At 60.4% G+C, this 16,938-nt stretch carries 20 protein-coding genes and 1 pseudogene; 14 read left to right on the plus strand and 7 right to left on the minus strand.

Annotated elements, in window-relative coordinates; all coding sequences use genetic code 11:
- Window positions 1–20 precede the first annotated feature (20 nt).
- The 9 genes from alr to ACN0X0_RS12130 all read left to right on the plus strand — a co-directional run bounded on the left by alr (window position 21) and on the right by ACN0X0_RS12130 (window position 8,276).
- A complete protein-coding gene (gene alr / locus ACN0X0_RS12090; protein ID WP_417279362.1) occupies window positions 21–1,061 on the plus strand; it encodes an alanine racemase in 1,041 nt (346 codons plus the stop codon).
- Window positions 1,058–1,846: an MlaE family ABC transporter permease gene (locus ACN0X0_RS12095; RefSeq protein ID WP_417264091.1), complete on the plus strand. Its 789-nt coding sequence runs from the start codon at window positions 1,058–1,060 to the stop codon at window positions 1,844–1,846. Before alr ends, ACN0X0_RS12095 begins: the two co-directional genes overlap by 4 nt.
- Window positions 1,843–2,592, plus strand: coding sequence for an ATP-binding cassette domain-containing protein (locus ACN0X0_RS12100; protein ID WP_321362843.1), 750 nt, complete (start codon window positions 1,843–1,845; stop codon window positions 2,590–2,592). The genes ACN0X0_RS12095 and ACN0X0_RS12100 overlap by 4 nt, the downstream gene beginning before the upstream one ends.
- The gene (locus ACN0X0_RS12105) at window positions 2,589–3,023 is read left to right on the plus strand and encodes a paraquat-inducible protein A (RefSeq protein ID WP_417279363.1); all 435 of its coding nucleotides are present in this window, start codon (window positions 2,589–2,591) and stop codon (window positions 3,021–3,023) included. The genes ACN0X0_RS12100 and ACN0X0_RS12105 overlap by 4 nt, the downstream gene beginning before the upstream one ends.
- Before the next feature lie 62 nt (window positions 3,024–3,085).
- A complete protein-coding gene (radA, locus tag ACN0X0_RS12110; protein ID WP_417264088.1) occupies window positions 3,086–4,456 on the plus strand; it encodes a DNA repair protein RadA in 1,371 nt (456 codons plus the stop codon).
- A gap of 183 nt (window positions 4,457–4,639) precedes the next feature.
- The gene (locus ACN0X0_RS12115; protein ID WP_226553178.1) at window positions 4,640–5,194 is read left to right on the plus strand and encodes a CvpA family protein; all 555 of its coding nucleotides are present in this window, start codon (window positions 4,640–4,642) and stop codon (window positions 5,192–5,194) included.
- Between the two features lie 354 nt (window positions 5,195–5,548).
- A complete protein-coding gene (gene purF, locus ACN0X0_RS12120) occupies window positions 5,549–7,054 on the plus strand; it encodes an amidophosphoribosyltransferase (protein ID WP_417264086.1) in 1,506 nt (501 codons plus the stop codon).
- Window positions 7,055–7,057: 3 nt separating this feature from the next.
- Window positions 7,058–7,576, plus strand: coding sequence for a DUF2199 domain-containing protein (locus ACN0X0_RS12125; protein ID WP_417279364.1), 519 nt, complete (start codon window positions 7,058–7,060; stop codon window positions 7,574–7,576).
- Between the two features lie 31 nt (window positions 7,577–7,607).
- Window positions 7,608–8,276: an SDR family NAD(P)-dependent oxidoreductase gene (locus ACN0X0_RS12130; protein ID WP_417279365.1), complete on the plus strand. Its 669-nt coding sequence runs from the start codon at window positions 7,608–7,610 to the stop codon at window positions 8,274–8,276.
- A gap of 58 nt (window positions 8,277–8,334) precedes the next feature.
- Here ACN0X0_RS12130 and ACN0X0_RS12135 read toward each other — a convergent pair whose 3' ends face one another.
- Window positions 8,335–8,562, minus strand: coding sequence for a hypothetical protein (locus tag ACN0X0_RS12135; protein WP_417279366.1), 228 nt, complete (start codon window positions 8,560–8,562; stop codon window positions 8,335–8,337).
- Window positions 8,563–8,696: 134 nt separating this feature from the next.
- Entirely contained in the window at window positions 8,697–9,086 is a 390-nt protein-coding gene (locus tag ACN0X0_RS12140) for a VOC family protein (RefSeq protein ID WP_417279367.1), read from the minus strand.
- Between the two features lie 87 nt (window positions 9,087–9,173).
- On the opposite strand from ACN0X0_RS12140, the gene surE reads away from it, so the two are divergent.
- The 3 genes and pseudogenes from surE to ACN0X0_RS12155 all read left to right on the plus strand — a co-directional run bounded on the left by surE (window position 9,174) and on the right by ACN0X0_RS12155 (window position 11,862).
- Window positions 9,174–9,956: a 5'/3'-nucleotidase SurE gene (gene surE, locus ACN0X0_RS12145; protein WP_417279368.1), complete on the plus strand. Its 783-nt coding sequence runs from the start codon at window positions 9,174–9,176 to the stop codon at window positions 9,954–9,956.
- Window positions 9,937–10,597 (plus strand): annotated as a pseudogene (locus ACN0X0_RS12150) (protein-L-isoaspartate(D-aspartate) O-methyltransferase). Before surE ends, ACN0X0_RS12150 begins: the two are co-directional and overlap by 20 nt.
- Window positions 10,598–10,674: 77 nt before the next feature.
- Window positions 10,675–11,862, plus strand: a complete 1,188-nt coding sequence (locus tag ACN0X0_RS12155) for a LysM peptidoglycan-binding domain-containing protein (RefSeq protein ID WP_417279369.1) — start codon at window positions 10,675–10,677, stop codon at window positions 11,860–11,862.
- 229 nt (window positions 11,863–12,091) lie between these two features.
- Here ACN0X0_RS12155 and ACN0X0_RS12160 read toward each other — a convergent pair whose 3' ends face one another.
- The 4 genes from ACN0X0_RS12160 to ACN0X0_RS12175 form a co-directional block, all read right to left on the minus strand.
- Window positions 12,092–12,934 (minus strand): ATP-binding protein, encoded by an 843-nt coding sequence (locus ACN0X0_RS12160; protein WP_417279370.1) that lies wholly within the window; start codon window positions 12,932–12,934, stop codon window positions 12,092–12,094.
- Window positions 12,924–13,814, minus strand: a complete 891-nt coding sequence (gene tatC, locus ACN0X0_RS12165) for a twin-arginine translocase subunit TatC (protein WP_219785172.1) — start codon at window positions 13,812–13,814, stop codon at window positions 12,924–12,926. Before tatC ends, ACN0X0_RS12160 begins: the two co-directional genes overlap by 11 nt.
- Window positions 13,811–14,278 (minus strand): Sec-independent protein translocase protein TatB, encoded by a 468-nt coding sequence (gene tatB, locus ACN0X0_RS12170; RefSeq protein WP_417279371.1) that lies wholly within the window; start codon window positions 14,276–14,278, stop codon window positions 13,811–13,813. Before tatB ends, tatC begins: the two co-directional genes overlap by 4 nt.
- Window positions 14,279–14,347: 69 nt before the next feature.
- Window positions 14,348–14,563 carry a twin-arginine translocase TatA/TatE family subunit gene (locus tag ACN0X0_RS12175; RefSeq protein ID WP_219785174.1) on the minus strand — a complete coding sequence of 72 codons (216 nt, stop codon included), beginning with the start codon at window positions 14,561–14,563 and terminating at the stop codon, window positions 14,348–14,350.
- 216 nt (window positions 14,564–14,779) lie between these two features.
- Here ACN0X0_RS12175 and ACN0X0_RS12180 point away from each other — a divergent pair, with 216 nt between their 5' ends.
- Together ACN0X0_RS12180 and ACN0X0_RS12185 are read left to right on the plus strand one after the other, a co-directional pair.
- Complete coding sequence (locus tag ACN0X0_RS12180) at window positions 14,780–15,106, plus strand: hypothetical protein (RefSeq protein ID WP_417279372.1); 327 nt, start codon at window positions 14,780–14,782, stop codon at window positions 15,104–15,106.
- Window positions 15,107–15,109: 3 nt separating this feature from the next.
- Window positions 15,110–15,844, plus strand: coding sequence for a helix-turn-helix transcriptional regulator (locus tag ACN0X0_RS12185; protein ID WP_417279373.1), 735 nt, complete (start codon window positions 15,110–15,112; stop codon window positions 15,842–15,844).
- On the opposite strand, the gene ACN0X0_RS12190 is transcribed toward ACN0X0_RS12185, so the two are convergent.
- A complete protein-coding gene (locus ACN0X0_RS12190; RefSeq protein ID WP_417279374.1) occupies window positions 15,841–16,923 on the minus strand; it encodes an ABC transporter ATP-binding protein in 1,083 nt (360 codons plus the stop codon). The genes ACN0X0_RS12185 and ACN0X0_RS12190 overlap by 4 nt on opposite strands.
- Window positions 16,924–16,938 lie beyond the last annotated feature (15 nt).

Genomic DNA, 16,938 nt, shown 5'->3' on the forward strand with positions numbered 1-16,938 from the left:
GCGCCGTCAAATACATCGACATGGGTACTTCAGTTCTACAAATCGATCTCGGGGCTCTGGCCGACAATTGGCGGGCCCTCGACAAGCTCTCCTCCGACGCGGTGGAAACCGCCGCCGTCGTGAAGGCCGACGCCTATGGGTTGGGTGTCGCGAAAGCCGCGCGCGCGCTGATGAAAGCTGGCGTGAAAAAGTTTTTCGTCGCCGCCGCCGAGGAAGGCGTGACCCTGCGCCAAGCCGTCGGTCCGACACCGTGGATCGGCGTCTTCTCCGGCCATATGGCGGGCGACACGGATATGATCGGCGACATGAATCTGGTGCCGATGCTCAACTCGCTCGACCAGATCACCCGCCATTTCGAGGCCCTGCCCGGCGCGCCTTTTGGCATTCAGCTTGATACCGGGATGAACCGACTAGGCCTTGAACCCGCGGAATGGGATGCGGTCAAGGCGCTGGTTCTCAAGGCAAATCCTGATTTGATCATGAGCCATTTGGCCTGTTCCGACGAACCGGAGCACCCGATGAATGCTCAGCAACTCGCGGCATTCCGCGCGATGACTGACGGGGTCAAAGTACCCCGTGCGCTCTCCGCGACCGGCGGGTTGTTACTGGGTCCCGACTATCATTTCGACCTCGTCCGCCCCGGCATCGGGCTTTATGGCGGCTTTCCCTATGAGGACGGCAAACCGGTCGTGAAACTCGAATGCCCGGTGATCCAGACCCGTGACGTCATGCCCGGTGAAACCGTCGGCTATTCCAACAGCTGGACCGCCGAAGTGCCCTCGCGCATCGCCACCGTGTCCGCGGGCTACGCCGACGGGATCACCCGGCTGATTTCCAACAAGGCGGTTCTGTTCGACGGATCGATCCCCTGCCCGCTCGTGGGTCGCGTCTCGATGGATCTGATCACCGTGGACATCACACATCTCGACCATGTGCCGCGCGCGCTTGATCTGTTGTGCGCGCATCAGACGCCGGACGATCTGGCCACCATCGGTCAGACCATCGGCTATGAAATCCTGACCTCTCTGGGGGCGCGATATCAGCGCCGCTACATCGGATGACCGCGCTTGTGACCCGCCCTCTGGCCGCGCTCGGAGCGGCAGTTCTGGCCGCATTGGCCAGCGTCGGACGGGTGGCTATGTTTGCGCTTTCGGCCTTTCGCCACATCATCACGCCACCGTTTTATGGCCGCGAATTCCTGCATGCCTTGATGACCGTGGGCTACCTGTCCCTGCCGGTCGTGGGGCTGACCGCGATTTTCACCGGCGGCGCTTTGGCGTTGCAGATTTATGCCGGAGGCTCGCGCTTCTCCGCCGAACAGGTCGTGCCGCAGATCGTCGCTTTGGGCGTCGTGCGCGAGCTTGGCCCCGTGATGGTCGGCCTGATGATGGCCGCGCGCGTGACGTCGTCGATTGCCGCCGAGATCGCGACGATGAAAGTCACGGAACAGATCGACGCATTGGTCACGCTCTCGACCGATCCGATGAAATATCTCACCGCGCCGCGCGTCTTTGCCGGTCTCGTCACCGTGCCTGTGTTGGTGGCCGTGGGCGACACGATTGGCGTCTTCGGCGGCTGGTTCGTCTCGACGCAATCGCTGGGGTTCAACCCCGCGACTTACCTCAAGAACACCATCGATTTCCTCGAGGCCTCCGACATCATCTCCTCGCTCGTCAAGGGCGCGGCCTTTGGTGTGATCGCGACGCTGATGGGGTGCTATTTCGGCATGAATTCGGGCCGTGGCGCGCAGGGCGTGGGACGTGCGACGAAATCATCTGTGGTGGCCGCAGCCGTGTTGATCCTCGCGGCCAACTTCCTTTTGACGCAGGCGTTTTTCAGCACATGATCAGCCTAGAGAATGTCCATAAAGCCTTTGGAAGCAAAGAGATTTTGCGTGGCGTCGACCTTCATGTCGCGCGCGGCGAAAGCTGTGTCATCATCGGCGGCTCGGGCACCGGGAAATCGGTGACGCTGAAATGCATTCTCGGGCTGATCACGCCGGATCAGGGCACAATCAAAGTGGGCGGCGAAGACATCACCGCGACCGGCGACCGCGATGCGTTCCTCGCCCGGTTTGGCATGTTGTTCCAAGGCGCGGCCCTGTTCGACAGCCTTCCGGTCTGGCAAAACGTCGCCTTCCGCCTGCTGCGCGGCTCGCTCAAGCGGCCAAAAGCCGAGGCTCGCGAAATCGCCATCGAGAAACTGCGCCGCGTGGGGCTTGGCCCCGATGTGGCCGATCTTTTCCCCGCCGAACTGTCGGGCGGGATGCAGAAACGTGTGGGGCTGGCGCGTGCCATCGCCGCCGATCCCGAGATCATTTTCTTTGACGAACCCACGACCGGCCTCGATCCGATCATGGCGGGCGTGATCAACGAATTGATCCGTGAAATCGTCGTCGAAATGGGCGCGACCGCCGTGACGATCACCCATGACATGACCTCCGTGCGCGCGATTGCCGACAAAGTTGCGATGCTGCACCGGGGCAAAATCCGCTGGTTTGGCCCCGTGGCCGAGATGGACAGCGCGGATGATCCCTATCTCAAACAGTTCATCACCGGCTCTGCTGAGGGGCCGATTGAAACACTGCGATGAGCAGGCTGCGCCTTCTCAACCTTTCGCTTTTGATCCTCTTTCCCATCGCCTGGGCCGCGCCTTTGATGAAAGCGGGGCTGTTGCCGCTTTTTTCCCTGTCGGAAATCTCGGTTCTCTCCGGGATCGGCGCATTGTGGGAAAAGGACAAGTTTTTGGCGCTTGTCGTGGTGTTTTTCGCGATTTTGGCGCCAATTGGGAAAGTTTTGGCGATGGAGGGCCTACTGTCCGGTCGCCTTTCAGATCGCGTGAAACCCTGGCTGTATCACCTTGGGCGGTTGGCCATGGCGGATGTGTTCCTGATCGCGATCTATATTACGGTTGCGAAGGGCATCGGGGTTGGACGGCTTGAAGTGGGCTGGGGGCTTTATCTGTTTACGCTATGTGTTCTGGTGAGCCTCGGCTTGAGTATTTTTACCAAGAAAAAGACCTGAACGCTTGCGGAAACCCCGTGCGGCAGATTAGAACGAAGCAAGAACAATTCAAGGGCAGCAGAATGGCCAAGGCGCAGAAGAATTTCGTGTGCTCCAATTGCGGAGCGGTGACGACCAAATGGTCGGGGCGCTGTGATGGCTGCGGCGAGTGGAACACGATTTCAGAGGAAAAGCCGCTCTCTGCGGCGGGGCCTTCGAAAAAGACGCTGGGCGGGATGCGGGGCAAGGAAATTCCGCTCTCGAAACTCTCGACCAAGGAAAGCCCGCCGCCGCGCACCTCGTCTGGGTTGGAAGAGTTCGACCGGGTATTGGGCGGCGGCCTTGTGCCTGCCTCTGCTATTCTGGTGGGTGGCGATCCGGGGATCGGCAAGTCGACGCTTTTGTTGCAGGCTGCCGCACGGTTCGCGGGCGCAGGGTTGAAGGTCATCTATATTTCCGGCGAGGAAGCCAGCGCGCAGGTGCGGATGCGGGCGCAGCGGCTGGGGCTGGCCGAGGCCAATGTGCAATTGGGCGCGGAGACCAATCTGCGCGATATTTTGACGACATTGGAAAAGGAAGAGCCGGATCTGGTGATCATCGACTCGATCCAGACCATGTGGGCCGACAATGTCGAAAGCGCGCCGGGGTCCGTGTCGCAGGTGCGCGCTGCGGCGCATGAATTGACCACATTTGCCAAGACGCGCGGCGTTTCCGTCGTGCTTGTGGGCCATGTCACCAAGGAGGGTCAGCTTGCCGGGCCACGTGTGGTCGAACATATGGTCGACACGGTGCTTTATTTCGAGGGCGAGCGTGGGCATCAGTTCCGGCTTTTGCGCGCGGTGAAGAACCGTTTCGGTCCGGCGCATGAGATCGGTGTGTTCGAGATGACCGGCGATGGGTTGTCGGAGGTGACGAACCCCTCCGCGCTGTTCCTGTCAGAACGCGATCAACCGGCGCCCGGCTCGGTGGTCTTTGCGGGCATCGAAGGCACGCGTCCGGTTTTGGTGGAATTTCAGGCGCTTGTCGCCCCCTCGCCCCACGCGCAGGCGCGGCGCACGGTTGTGGGCTGGGACGGCTCTCGTCTGGCAATGATCCTCGCCGTGTTGGAAGCACGTTGCGGCATTCCGTTTGCGGGGTTGGATGTCTATCTCAACGTCGCAGGTGGCATGAAGGTGTCGGAACCCGCCGCCGATCTGGCCGTGGCCGCAGCACTTTTGTCGGCGCGCGAGGATGCGGCTTTGCCGAAGGATTGCGTGGTGTTTGGGGAACTGTCGCTGTCCGGGAGCCTCCGCCCGGTGGGCCAGACCGAGAACCGATTGAAAGAGGCCAAGAAGCTTGGCTTTGCCTCCGCCATCGCGCCTGCGCAATCGAAAGCGGGCGAGAAAAGCGGCATGGAAATGCGGTTGATGAGCGATCTCGTGGGCTTTGTCGGCGAGGTCTTTGGCGCCGGGTGAGGCGCCGGGTAAAACCACACTCTGGAGCGGATCAAACGGGCGCCGCCACGCCACATGCCAGCTTTTTTACCGCCTCATGACGAAAAAGGCGTGAAAAAGGTTGAACAAATTCTCAAAACTTGGTTCTTCACCGGCGAGCCTTTCCTGACGGAACGGCAAGTGAGTTTTGACGAAGGACGTGCCATGGAAGGCTTTACTATCATCGACGGCATCGTGGCGCTGGTCATCATCGTGTCGGCCATTCTCGCCTATAGCCGCGGCTTTGTGCGCGAGGGCATGGCGATTGCCGGTTGGATCGTGGCGGCGATTCTGGGCTATATGTTTGCGCCGAAAGCCGTGCCGCTGGTGAAAGAAGTGCCGTACTTAGGCGATTACATCACCGGCTCTTGCGAATTGTCGGTGATCACCGGTTTCTTCGCGGTCTTCGCGCTGGCGCTGATCGTGGTGTCGGTCTTCACGCCGCTGTTTTCTTCCGCCGTGCAACGCTCTGCCCTTGGTGGCATCGATCAGGGGCTTGGGTTCCTGTTCGGCGTGCTCAGAGGCATCGTGTTGGTCGCCATCGCGCTGGTCGTGGTGGACCGCGTCTCCACCGGCGATCCGATCGAAGTGCTGGAAAACTCCCGCACGGCCAAGGTCTTTGCCCGTTCCCAAGACAAGATCGACGAGAGCCTGCCGGACGATGCGCCGGATTGGATCACGCAGCGCTATGAGGCGCTGGTCTCCACCTGCACGCAGTAAACGCGACGACACAAAATCTGCAAAGGCGGCCTTTCGGGTCGCCTTTTTCTTTGCACCCTGACGATCAACACGCCCCTGCAATTTTTAAGAAACGCTTTATGTGATCCTTTCGTGACACTGGCTTTGATAGGCCTTAAAGGAGGGGCAAGACACCCGTGACAGGATTCGGAGCCCGGCTGGATGCGCCTTTCGCCCCAGACCTCTACCTTTGAGCTTGGCGTATTGGATTACGTCGGAACAGGTGCACCCTCTCGACTGAGAGCTTCTCAACTCACCATGACCGGGGCCCTGCCCCATTGGCCTCTCTGACCATGACGGCAGAGATCGCAGCGACGACGAATTGGAGCGACTGATATGTGCGGGATTTTTGGGATCGCGAGCCGGACGAACGATGTCTTTGCGGAACTCTACGACGGGCTTTTGATGCTTCAACATCGGGGGCAGGACGCCTCGGGCATCGTGACCTATGACGGCGAGTTTTTCCGCGAACGCAAAGGCTCCGGCCTTGTGAAGGACGTGTTCGGCCCACAGGATGCGCCGAATCTTCTGGGCCGTCTCGGGCTTGGCCATGTGCGCTACCCCACCGCAGGCTCGCTTTCGGCCGCCGAGGCCCAGCCGTTCTTCGTCAACGCGCCCTATGGCATCTACCTCGTGCACAACGGCAACATCACCAACACCGAAGAGCAGCGCGCCAAGGTGGTCGGCAAATATTCCCGCCATCTGCGCACCACCTCCGACAGTGAAATCCTGTTGAACGTGCTGGCCGACAAGGTCTCGGACGCCATCAAGGTAAACGGCACCGACGATCCGGTACGCAACATTCTGGCCGGTGTCAAAATGACCATGGAGCGGGTGCAGGGCGCCTATTCCGTGATTTGCCTGATCGCGGGCGTCGGGCTTTTGGCCTTCCGTGATCCGCATGGCATCCGCCCGCTCTCGGTCGCAAAACGCGAAACCGATGCGGGCGATGAATATTCCTTTGCGTCTGAGGACGTGGCCTTCGGTATCAACGGCTTCGAGAAAATTCGCGACATGGCGCCGGGTGAGGCGATCCTGATCGACCTCGACGGCAACATGCACACCCGCCAATGTGTCGAGGGCAAGCTGACGCCCTGTATCTTTGAATATGTCTACCTCGCCCGCCCCGACAGCATGCTCGACGGCATCTCCGTCTACAAAACCCAACTCCGCATGGGCCAGACGCTGGCGCAACAAATCATGGAGAGCGGGTTCGAGATCGACGCGATCATCCCGGTGCCGGACAGCGCGCGTCCAGCCGCGCTTGAGGTCTCCAACATCACCGGCATTCGCTACCGCGAGGGTCTGGTGAAGAACCGCTATGTGGGCCGGACCTTCATCATGCCAGGTCAAAGCGAACGTCAAAAATCCGTGCGCCGCAAGTTGAACGCCATGGAATTGGAGATGAAGGGGCGCAACATCCTCTTGGTCGACGACAGCATCGTGCGCGGCAATACGATCAAGAAAATCGTTCAGATGTGTCGCGAAGCTGGCGCCAAGAAAGTCTACATCGCCTCCGCCTCCCCGCCGGTCAAATACGCCAATGTCTACGGCATCGACATGCCGACGAAACACGAGCTGATCGCCAACAACCGCAGCGTTGAGGAGATTTGTGACTATCTCGACGCGGACGGGCTGATCTATCAAAAGCTCGAAGACCTGGTCTGGGCCGCCAAAGAGGGCAACCCCGACATCGAGGCCTTTGATTGCTCCTGTTTCAACGGCGAATACGTGACGGGCGTCTCAAAGGAATACCTCGCCTCTCTGGAGTCCTCTTCGCGCGTGAGCGAAAAGATGAAGGACAAGGGCGTCGAGAAAGTCACAACCTCGCTGGCGAGCTGAACCTTGACCTCCCTTCTCGATCTCGACCCGCGCTGGCGTGCGCTCATGGACCCCGACGGACCGTTCGGCGGGCTGATCGACATCGGATTCGATCACCCCTCCGACTGGCCGCATGAGGCCCGCGGCGAGGCCCCCTTTGTCAAAGCGGGCGACGATCAACTGGCCTCTGAGCTGTGCCGTCTCGGGGATCGGCGGTTCCTGCGGGCGACGCTCTCCCTACCCGTGCGCGGCTCGGACGAGGCGCTGATGGTGGCGCTTTGGGCCGAGGTGCCGCATGCGGTGTTCTATGCCTATCTCGAGCTTCTGGACGGCGGTGCTGTGCCCGAGACGACACCCGCGACGCTGGCCAACGACCTGTCGCCGCTGGCAGCTCAGGGCAGTCAGGTGACGCTCGATTTCGGCGATGGCACGGCACGGCCCGCGGCAATCAGCGCCGATGCGAAAGACATTTCCCTCGATCAGCTCATTGATCTCTACGAGGCCACCGGGACACTCGCGCGCACTGCGCTCAAATCCTCTTGACGCGGCTTCTGGCAAGCGCCACACAAATCCCATGACAGAGATCCCAAAAATCGCCCTCATCACCGGCGCCTCGCGCGGCCTTGGCTTTTTCCTCGCCGAGGCTCTGGCGCCCGACTATCACATCGTCGCCGTCGCCAAGACGACCGGCGCGCTCGAAGAGCTTGATGACCTGATCAAGGCCAAGGGCGGCCAGGCCACTTTGGCGCCGATGGATGTCACCAACCCGGACGCCATGGCACATCTTTGTCGCGGCATTTACGACCGTTGGGGCCACTTGGACCTCTGGGCGCATACCGCTGTTTATGCACAACTTTTGTCCCCCGCCGATCACATGGACCCGAAAGATTTCGACCGCACGATGACCACCAATGTCATCGCCACTGGCAAGCTGATCCCGATGATCTCGCCTCTGTTGACGATGGGCGACGCGCCGGGCGAAGCGCTGTTTTTCGAGGACAACCACGCGGGCGAGAAATTCTTTGGCGCCTATGGCGCCTCGAAAGCCGCGCAAATCGCCATGGCGAAAAGCTGGCAGGCCGAGACAGCCACTATGAGCAAAGCCCCCCGCGTCCACATTCTCTCGCCGAACCCCATGCCCACCGCCACCCGCGCACGGTTCTTTCCGGGCGAGGACAAAGCGACACTCACCCACCCGCGCGACGAGGCGCCGCGTCTGTTGAAAGAAGCGGGGCTACTCTAAAGCCCTCAGCTAGCGGCGGACGCATTGTCCGCTTTTCGGACTTTTCTGCCATGCCTCATTACTTTTCGGTTTCGGATTTGGTTTCCCAGCCGATCAAAATCTTCACAGTACCGCTTTCGTAGCAATGCTCTCGGCCTGATATACTTGGGGATATAGGCTCTTTAAGCTCAATCGCGAATTTCTTGATCCAAGCATTTGAAACGTTGGCAAGTTGGCGCAATAGAGTTTCTGCTTCTAGGGCGCTCATGTCCACGAGATCAACACCATCGATTTGAAGTTTGGGCATTGGGCAGTTCCTATCTTCGTTGGCCGCCAAGGCTAAGGAAGCCACTTTAGTCGCCTATGGTCTAACCTAAGAGCACTTTGAAAGCTCGAATAGTTGTAGTCACATTAGCGGAAGAAAGGGCTCAAAGCCCCTCCTCACAGAGGCGCGAACAAGTCCACGCGGTAGCCATCCGGGTCGGCGACCGTTGCGTAGCGTTGTCCCCAAAACGCGTCCCAAGGCTGGGTCAGCACATCAAACCCCGCCTCTTTGATCTTTGCCGCCAAAGCATCCACCTCCGCCGGGTTCTCGCACAAAAGCGCAAAGCACGAATGGTTCGGCGCGCGCGGCGCCTCACCCGTCAGCTTTTCCATCAGGCTGGCATGATCGATCATCAAACGCGGCTCTCCGGGCGCCCGCATCGGCTCGACGTGATCTTCGGTCATAAATCCACCTTCGAAATCGAACCCCAAGAGCGTATAGAACGCCATCGCCCGCTCCATATCGGTCGCGGTGACCGCAACGGCGTCCAAAACAGGTTTTCCCATAGGTTTTTCCTCTCAGATCGGGCGGGCGACTTGCCGCGATTCCCAGCCTGCTTTAAGGACATAGGCAACACAAGAGAAAGCGAGCCCATGCGCATCCTGATCACCAATGACGACGGCATCAACGCGCCGGGTCTGAAAACCTTAGATGCCATCGCGGCAGACATCGCCGGCCCCGAGGGCGAGGTCTGGGTCGTCGCGCCGGCGTTTGAGCAATCCGGCGTCGGCCATTGCATTTCCTACGCCAGCCCCACGATGATTTCCGAACTTGGTCCGCGCCGCTGGGCCGCCGAGGGCTCGCCTGCGGATTGCGTTCTGGCGGGCCTGCACGACATCCTCCCCGCACGCCCCGATCTGGTGCTCTCCGGCGTCAATCGCGGCAACAACGCCGGCGAAAACGTCATGTATTCCGGCACCATCGGCGGTGCCATGGAGGCCGCACTTCAGGGCGTGAAAGCCATCGCCCTGTCGCAGTTCCTCGGCCCGCGCAACTATGAGGCCGAAGACCCGTTTGAGGCCGCGGCCCAACACGGCGCCCGCGTGATCCGGCATCTTCTGGATAAGGCACCTTGGGGCGAAGACGACGCTTACCGCCTGTTTTATAACGTGAATTTCCCGCCGATCCCGGCCTCTGACGTGAAAGACATCATGGTCGCGCGCCAAGGCCGTCGCAAAACCGCAGGCTTCGTGATGGAGGGGCAAGTCTCCCCCACCGGGCGGCGGTTCCTGTGGGTGCGCGGCTCCGAGCAATCCGTCGACACCGGTCCCGACACCGACGTGACCGCCAATCTCGAAGGCCATATCTCGGTGACGCCGATGCGCGCCGATCTGACCGCGCATGACATGATCAAAGATCTGGAGCGCGCCCTCTGATGGCCATGACCCCTGAAGCCAAAATGCAATATCTCTTCACGCTCCGGTCCAAGGGCGTGATGGATCAGCGCACGCTTCAGGCCATGGAAAAGATCGACCGGGGCGATTTCGTCAAAGGCCTGTTTTCCGAACGCGCCTATGAGGACATGCCGCTGCCCATCGCCTGCGGCCAGACCATTTCGCAACCCTCCGTGGTAGGGCTGATGACCCAGGCCTTGAACGTGCAGCCGCGTGACAAGGTGCTCGAGGTTGGTACGGGATCGGGCTATCAGGCCGCCGTTCTGAGCCAGCTTGCGCGCCGGGTCTACACGGTGGATCGCTATGCCCGTCTGGTGCGCGAGGCGCAGAGCGTCTTTGACCGTCTGGGCATCGTCAACATCACCTCGATGTCGGCGGACGGCTCATTCGGCCTGCCCGATCAGGCGCCTTTTGATCGCATTCTTGTGACCGCCGCCGCAGAGGACCCCCCGGGGCCCCTCTTGGCGCAGTTGAAAACAGGCGGTATCATGGTCTTGCCGGTCGGTCAGTCCGACGCCGTGCAAAGCCTGATCAAGGTGACGCGGCTCGAGGACGGTTTCGATTACGAAGAACTGCGCGCCGTGCGTTTCGTGCCCCTCGTCGAGGGGATGGGTCAGGAGTGACATATTCAGGCCTCCAGCAAAGAGAGGCGCACCGGGGATCGGAGAACCGATGCCCCCGCCATTGAGGACAGAGTGAGATGACGATTTTTTCGACGTTTGAGACCCGCCGTGCCGGATTTGCGATGATGGGCTGTGCCGTTCTGGCGCTGAGCGCCTGTGACAAGCCGATCGACTTCGATCTGCGTGGCATGACGGATGCGTTTTCCACTGCCCCCGCCGCCTCGGACGCCAAGACCATATCGAAACCGACCCCCAACGCGCAGGGCATCATCTCTTATCCGAATTATCAGGTCGCTGTCGCCAAACGGGGTGACAGCATCGCCGATGTTGCCAATCGCACCGGCCTCTCGGTCAATGAACTCGCGCGCTACAATGGCATCACCGATGACGTCACCCTGCGCGAAGGCGAAGTGATCGCGCTGCCGCGCCGCGTTGACGGCACGGCCTCCACGACCCGTGCGGGCACCATCGCCTCGGGTGAGCGGATCGACATCACGGCGCTGGCCGAAGAAGGGCTGAGCAACGCCGGAAGCGGCCAGACGACAACAACAACCACCACGATGACGCAGGCCAACCCCTCCGACCCGATCGACGGCATGGAGCCGGTGCGCCACCAGGTGAAACGCGGCGAAACCGCCTATTCCATCGCCCGCACCTACGGTATCTCCGTGCGCGCGCTCGCCGATTGGAACGGTCTCGATTCCGATCTCTCCGTCGAGGAAGGTCGCTACCTTCTGATCCCGGTGAAAGCCTCAGAAGTGACCGCGCAAGCGTCCGAGACACAGCCGGGCCAAGGCACGCCGACGCCGACGCCGCCCTCGGCCTCCGAGCCCCTGCCCGATCCGGATGCCGCCAAACCCGCGCCCGCGACGACCAAACCGGCGGCGGATCTCGGCGCGACGCAAACTTCGACCACCTCGGAAATGGCCAAACCCGTCTCGGGCGCGATCATCCGCGATTACGACAAGACGAAATCGAAATTCATCCTCTTCGCCGCCACCTCCGGCACGCCGGTGAAGGCCGCGAAAGACGGCACGGTGAAGCTGATTTCCACCAACGCAGACGGGGTGAAAATCATGGTCGTGGATCACGGTGGCGGCTTGCAAACGGCCTATAGCTTCATCGACGACATCGCGGTGAAGAAAGGCGACAGCGTGAAACGCGGCCAGACGATTGCCAAGGTGACGGCCAACGAATTCAATGCCTTGCAGTTCATGGTATTCAAAGGCACCCAGACAGTCGACCCGACGCCTTACCTGAACTGACGGGACTTGAGTATTTAATTCACGAAAAAGACAAAACGCCGGGCCATAAACCCGGCGTTCATCTTTGTGAGATTAACCTCATTATGCGGTACAGGCGGGAGCGCCGATGACCGCTCACGGAAAAGACGTCCCGGCCCGTGCGGCCAAAACCCTTTCGAAGACGCCACTGCGCTATGTATCGACGGCCGGGACGCGCCCCTTCTTTTCGTCTTTTTCGTGAGAAAAATACTCAGCCTAGCTTAACGCCCTGACGCCCCGCCAGATCGGTAAAGAACTGCCACGCCACACGGCCCGAGCGAGACCCGCGCGTCGCCTGCCATTCGATGGCCTCGGCGCGGAGCGTCTCTTCGTCGACTTCGACGCCATATTCCCGACAATAGCCTCGGATCATCTCGAGGTATTCATCCTGAGAACAGGGGTGAAAACCAAGCCAAAGCCCGAAGCGATCCGACAGCGAAACCTTTTCCTCGGTCGCCTCCGACGGGTTGATCGCGGAGCTGCGCTCGTTCTCGATCATGTCGCGCGGCATCAGGTGGCGGCGATTGGAGGTGGCGTAGAACAGCACATTGTCCGGACGACCTTCGATGCCGCCATCCAGCACGGCCTTGAGCGACTTGTAATGCTGGTCGTCATGGCTGAACGACAGGTCATCACAGAACAGCAGGAAACGATGCTCGGAGCCGCGCAAGAGGTTCAAAAGACGGGCCACGGTGGGCAGGTCTTCACGCTGCATCTCGACGATCTTGAGCGGCAGGCCTTGAGCATTCACCGCCGCGTGGACGGATTTGACCAGAGAGGATTTCCCCATCCCGCGCGCGCCCCACAAAAGCGCGTTGTTGGCCGGAAGCCCCCGCGCAAACTGAAGCGTGTTTTCCAGAAGCGTATCCCGAGAGCGATCCACACCGACGAGCAGTGAAATATCGACCCGCGACACCGTTTTGACCGGCTGCAGCGCATCCGGTTCGGTGTGCCAGACATAAGCCTCGGCGCTGTCAAAATCGGGCGCATCCATCGGCGCCGGGGCCATCCGTTCGAGGGCCGCGGCAATGCGTTTCAGGGTCTTACTTGTCATCTTCGTCAAACTCGGCAAACAGGTCTTCGTCTTCGTCGAGAACACCAGCGGCGCGCAGCTCTTCGGTGCGTTTCTTTTCAACCCGCGCCACGAGGAAGATCGAGACTTCGTAGAGGCCATAAACCACGACGAACAAAATCAGCTGGGTCGTCACGTCCGGCGGCGTCACCAAGGCGGCGACGGTCAGGATGCCCACGACGGCATATTTCCGGGTCGCCCGCAGGCCGCGCGCCGTCGCAAGACCGGCCTTGCCCATCAGGGTCAAAAGCACCGGAAGCTGGAAGCACAACCCGAAGGCCACGATCATTTTCAACGTGATATCAAGGCTTTCGTTGACCTTGCCGTTGAACACGATGTCGATGCCGGTGTCGGTCGAGGCCGCCGCCACGTCACCGCCATTGGAAACCAGCGCCCCCACGAATGACGGAAGATCGGCAAACCCCAAGAAGAAGGTCATCGCCAGCGGCACAACCACATATTGCGCGAAAGCCGCGCCCATCAGGAAGAGGACCGGAGAGGCGATCAGGAAGGGCAAAAACGCATTCTTTTCATTGCGGTAAAGCCCCGGCGCCACAAAGCGCCACAGCTGATAGGCAATGACCGGAAAAGAGATCGCCAGACCGCCGACCATAGAGATGCGGATCAACGTAAAGAAATATTCCTGCGGCGCGGTGTATTGCATCACCGGGTTCGGGTTGCCCAGCGCACGCATGGATTTTTCGATCGGCACCAGAAGGAAATCGAGGATCGGGCTGGCGACCGCGAAACAGATCACCATGCCGACGACAAAGGCCAGAACGGCACGGATGATCCGCGTGCGCAATTCCGCCAGATGTTCGATCAGCGGCGCGCTGCTGTCTTCGATATCGCTGTCGCTCATACGTCGCCGCCCTTCTTCTCAGTCGCTGTGTCCGACGCCTCGGCATCCAATTCGGCCTGAAGCCGCTCGGTCGCTTTTTTCGCGGCCGCATCCGAAATTTTCTTGGCGGCCTCGGCACGTTCCGGGCTGAGCTCGTCTTTTTGCAACTTGTCCGTTTTCGGGGCCGCCTTGCCGTCAGAGGCCTTCATCGGGTCCCATTTCTCGAAGGTGTCCGCCGCTTCGTTGAGCTTATCGAGGCCGAATTTCTTCGGGTTCGCAGCCCCTTTCAAAGCCTCGGAGGCCTCTTTCATGCCGCTTTCGTCCGCCGCCGCTTCCATTGCGCGGGAGAACTCGCGCGCCATGGATTTCGCCCGCGCCGTGAACCGCCCGAGCGTGCGGAACATGCCCGGCAAATCTTTGGGGCCGACGACGATCAACGCCACGACCCCGATGATCAATAGTTCTGACATGCCGATGTCAAACATCTCGCACCGCCTTGTCTAAATGCCACGTCTTAGGGGCCAACGCCCCAACCCAAAAGAGAAAAACAGGCCTCAGACCTTGTCTTTTTCGTCCTCGGGCGTGACGTCCTTGGCGACTTCAGCGGCTTCGTCTTCAATCTCTTTGGTGCCCTCGGCCACGCCTTTTTTAAACGACGTGATGCCTTTGCCGACCTCGCCCATGAGGCCGGAAATCTTGCCGCGGCCAAAGAGAACCAGAACCACGACGGCGATGAGCAGAAGACCCGGAAGGCCGATGTTGTTGAGCATGTGTATCTCCATTTTTCACGGGACGCATCGGCCCGTCACAACTCTCGGGAAATAGGATTAAGACGGAGCTTCGGGGAGGAAAAGCGCAAAATCGCGCTTGCGGCCCCGTTGCACAACATTGGCGCGGGTTGGTGGGCTGGAAATCTTCAACTGACAGGTTTATGTCAGTTGTAAAGCCCCATTCTCAGATCATCGAAACCGAATCGGAGAACAACGATGACTGACATTCAAATCCTTGAAACTGTTACCTTTCGCCTGAACGATGGCGTGAGTGACGCAGAATTCATGACCGTAGCACGCGGCCTCGACGGTTATCTGGACCGTTGCGAGGGGCTTTGTGCGCGCACGCTGTCCTGCGATGAGACGGGCCTTTGGCGCGAAGATTACGTCTGGGCCAATGAGGCCGCCGCCAAATCCGCCGACGCAGGGTTCATGGCCGCGCCCGAGGCGCAGGCCTTCATGGCTTTGGTCACCCGCGAGAGCGTGAACATGGCCCATGCACAGGTCGCGCTCCATCGCAACGTGGCGCAGATGGCGGTGTAAATCATGTCAGGCGGTCGCAAACAAACCGGCATCCGGCGCAGCGACCGCCTGTTCGATCTCATCCAGATCTTGCGTGACGGCAAACTGCACAAGGCGCGCGATCTGGCCGAGCGTGTCGAGGTCTCCGAGCGCACGATTTGGCGCGATATGGCGACGCTCAAGGCCTCCGGCGTGCCGGTCGAGGGCGAACGCGGCGTCGGCTATATGATCACCGCGCCGATCACCTTGCCGCCGATGAACCTGACCATGGGCGAATTGGAGGCATTACACCTCGCGGTGGCCATTCTGGGCGAGGCGACGGACCCGGAACTGGCTGAAAATGCACAGAGTTTGGCCGCGAAGATTGACGCGGTCCTGCCGGAAAACACCGGCCCGCCCGCCGCCGGTTGGGGGCACGCGGTGCATCCCTTTGCTTTCGCAGATGCGCGCGCAGGGTTTCGCCACATGCCGCTTTTGCGCCAAGCCGTGCGGGACCGCAAAGTGCTCCGCATCACCTATCTCTCGCTCACCGGCGACAGCTCGACCCGGCTCGTGCGGCCTTTGCAACTGGACTATTGGGGGCGGGTTTGGACCATGAGCGCCTGGTGCGAAAAACGCGCGGGATTTCGGACGTTTCGGGTCGACCGCATCGAGACCGTGATCGACACCGGCGCGCAGTTCAAAGACGAACCGGGCAAGACGCTGACCGAATTCATCGCCTATCAAAAGGCCAATAAACCTTTCGCAGCAAAGACTTAGACCGCGCTCGTCGGAAAAACGAAACACCGATCCCGGCGCATCATCAGCCACATCGCCGTGCCGGTTTTCGGCAGGAACACCGAGGGCACTGTGGCTTTCAGGACCGATCCGTCGAAGTCCATTTTAAACTCCACAAGGCTCTCGCGCCCCATGAACCGCGCCCGCTGCACAACCGCGCGCGCCGGCGTGCCGAATTGCTCGGTCGGGTTCGGACCACGGCCCTCGCGGTCAAAGTCGATGCGCAGGTGTTGCGGGCGGATGACGATTTCCACCTCAGCGCCGTCGGGCTGACCGGGACAGAGAAATTCTCCGAAGGCTGTGGTCACGGCAAGGTTTTGCACCGTGCCACGTATCACATTGATATCGCTAAAAAACGCCGCCGCTTTGCGGTCCACGGGGGCGTTGTAGATATTGTAGGGCGCGCCTTGTTGGACGATTTTCCCGTCGCGCATCAGCGCAATCTCATCGGCCATGCGCATGGCTTCGTGCGGCTCATGGGTGACGAGCAAAACGGCGGTGTTTTCGGATTTCAAAACATCCAAAGTGCTGTCGCGAATGTCGTCTTTGAGGCGCTCATCAAGACCGGAGAAAGGCTCGTCCATCAACATGATCGAGGGACGCGGGGCCAAGGCGCGCGCAAGCGCGATCCGTTGCTGTTCGCCGCCGGACAATTCATGCGGAAATTTGTCGATGGCGGACAGAAGCTCGACCTTGTCCAGCAGTTCTTCCACACGCGCGCGTTTGTCGGATTTGTGACCTTTTAAGCCAAAGCTAACGTTCTCCGAGACGCTCAAATGTGGGAAAAGTGCAAAGTCTTGGAACATCAAACCGATGGACCGTTGCTCCGGCGGCACCCGAAACACGGTGTCGCAGACCAGTTGACCGTCGACATAAATCTCGCCCGCGTCCTGCATATCGACGCCCGCGATGATGCGCAAAGTCGTGGATTTGCCACAGCCCGACGGCCCCAAAAGACAGGTCACCTGCCCCGGCATCACCTTGAGCGAGACATCGGACACAACATCGCGGCCCTGAAAGCGGCGGCGAATGTTGCGGATTTCCAGGCGTGGATCAGTCACGGGCGGGAGCTTTGT

This window comes from Celeribacter sp. (assembly GCF_048270365.1).
GTDB lineage: Bacteria > Pseudomonadota > Alphaproteobacteria > Rhodobacterales > Rhodobacteraceae > Celeribacter.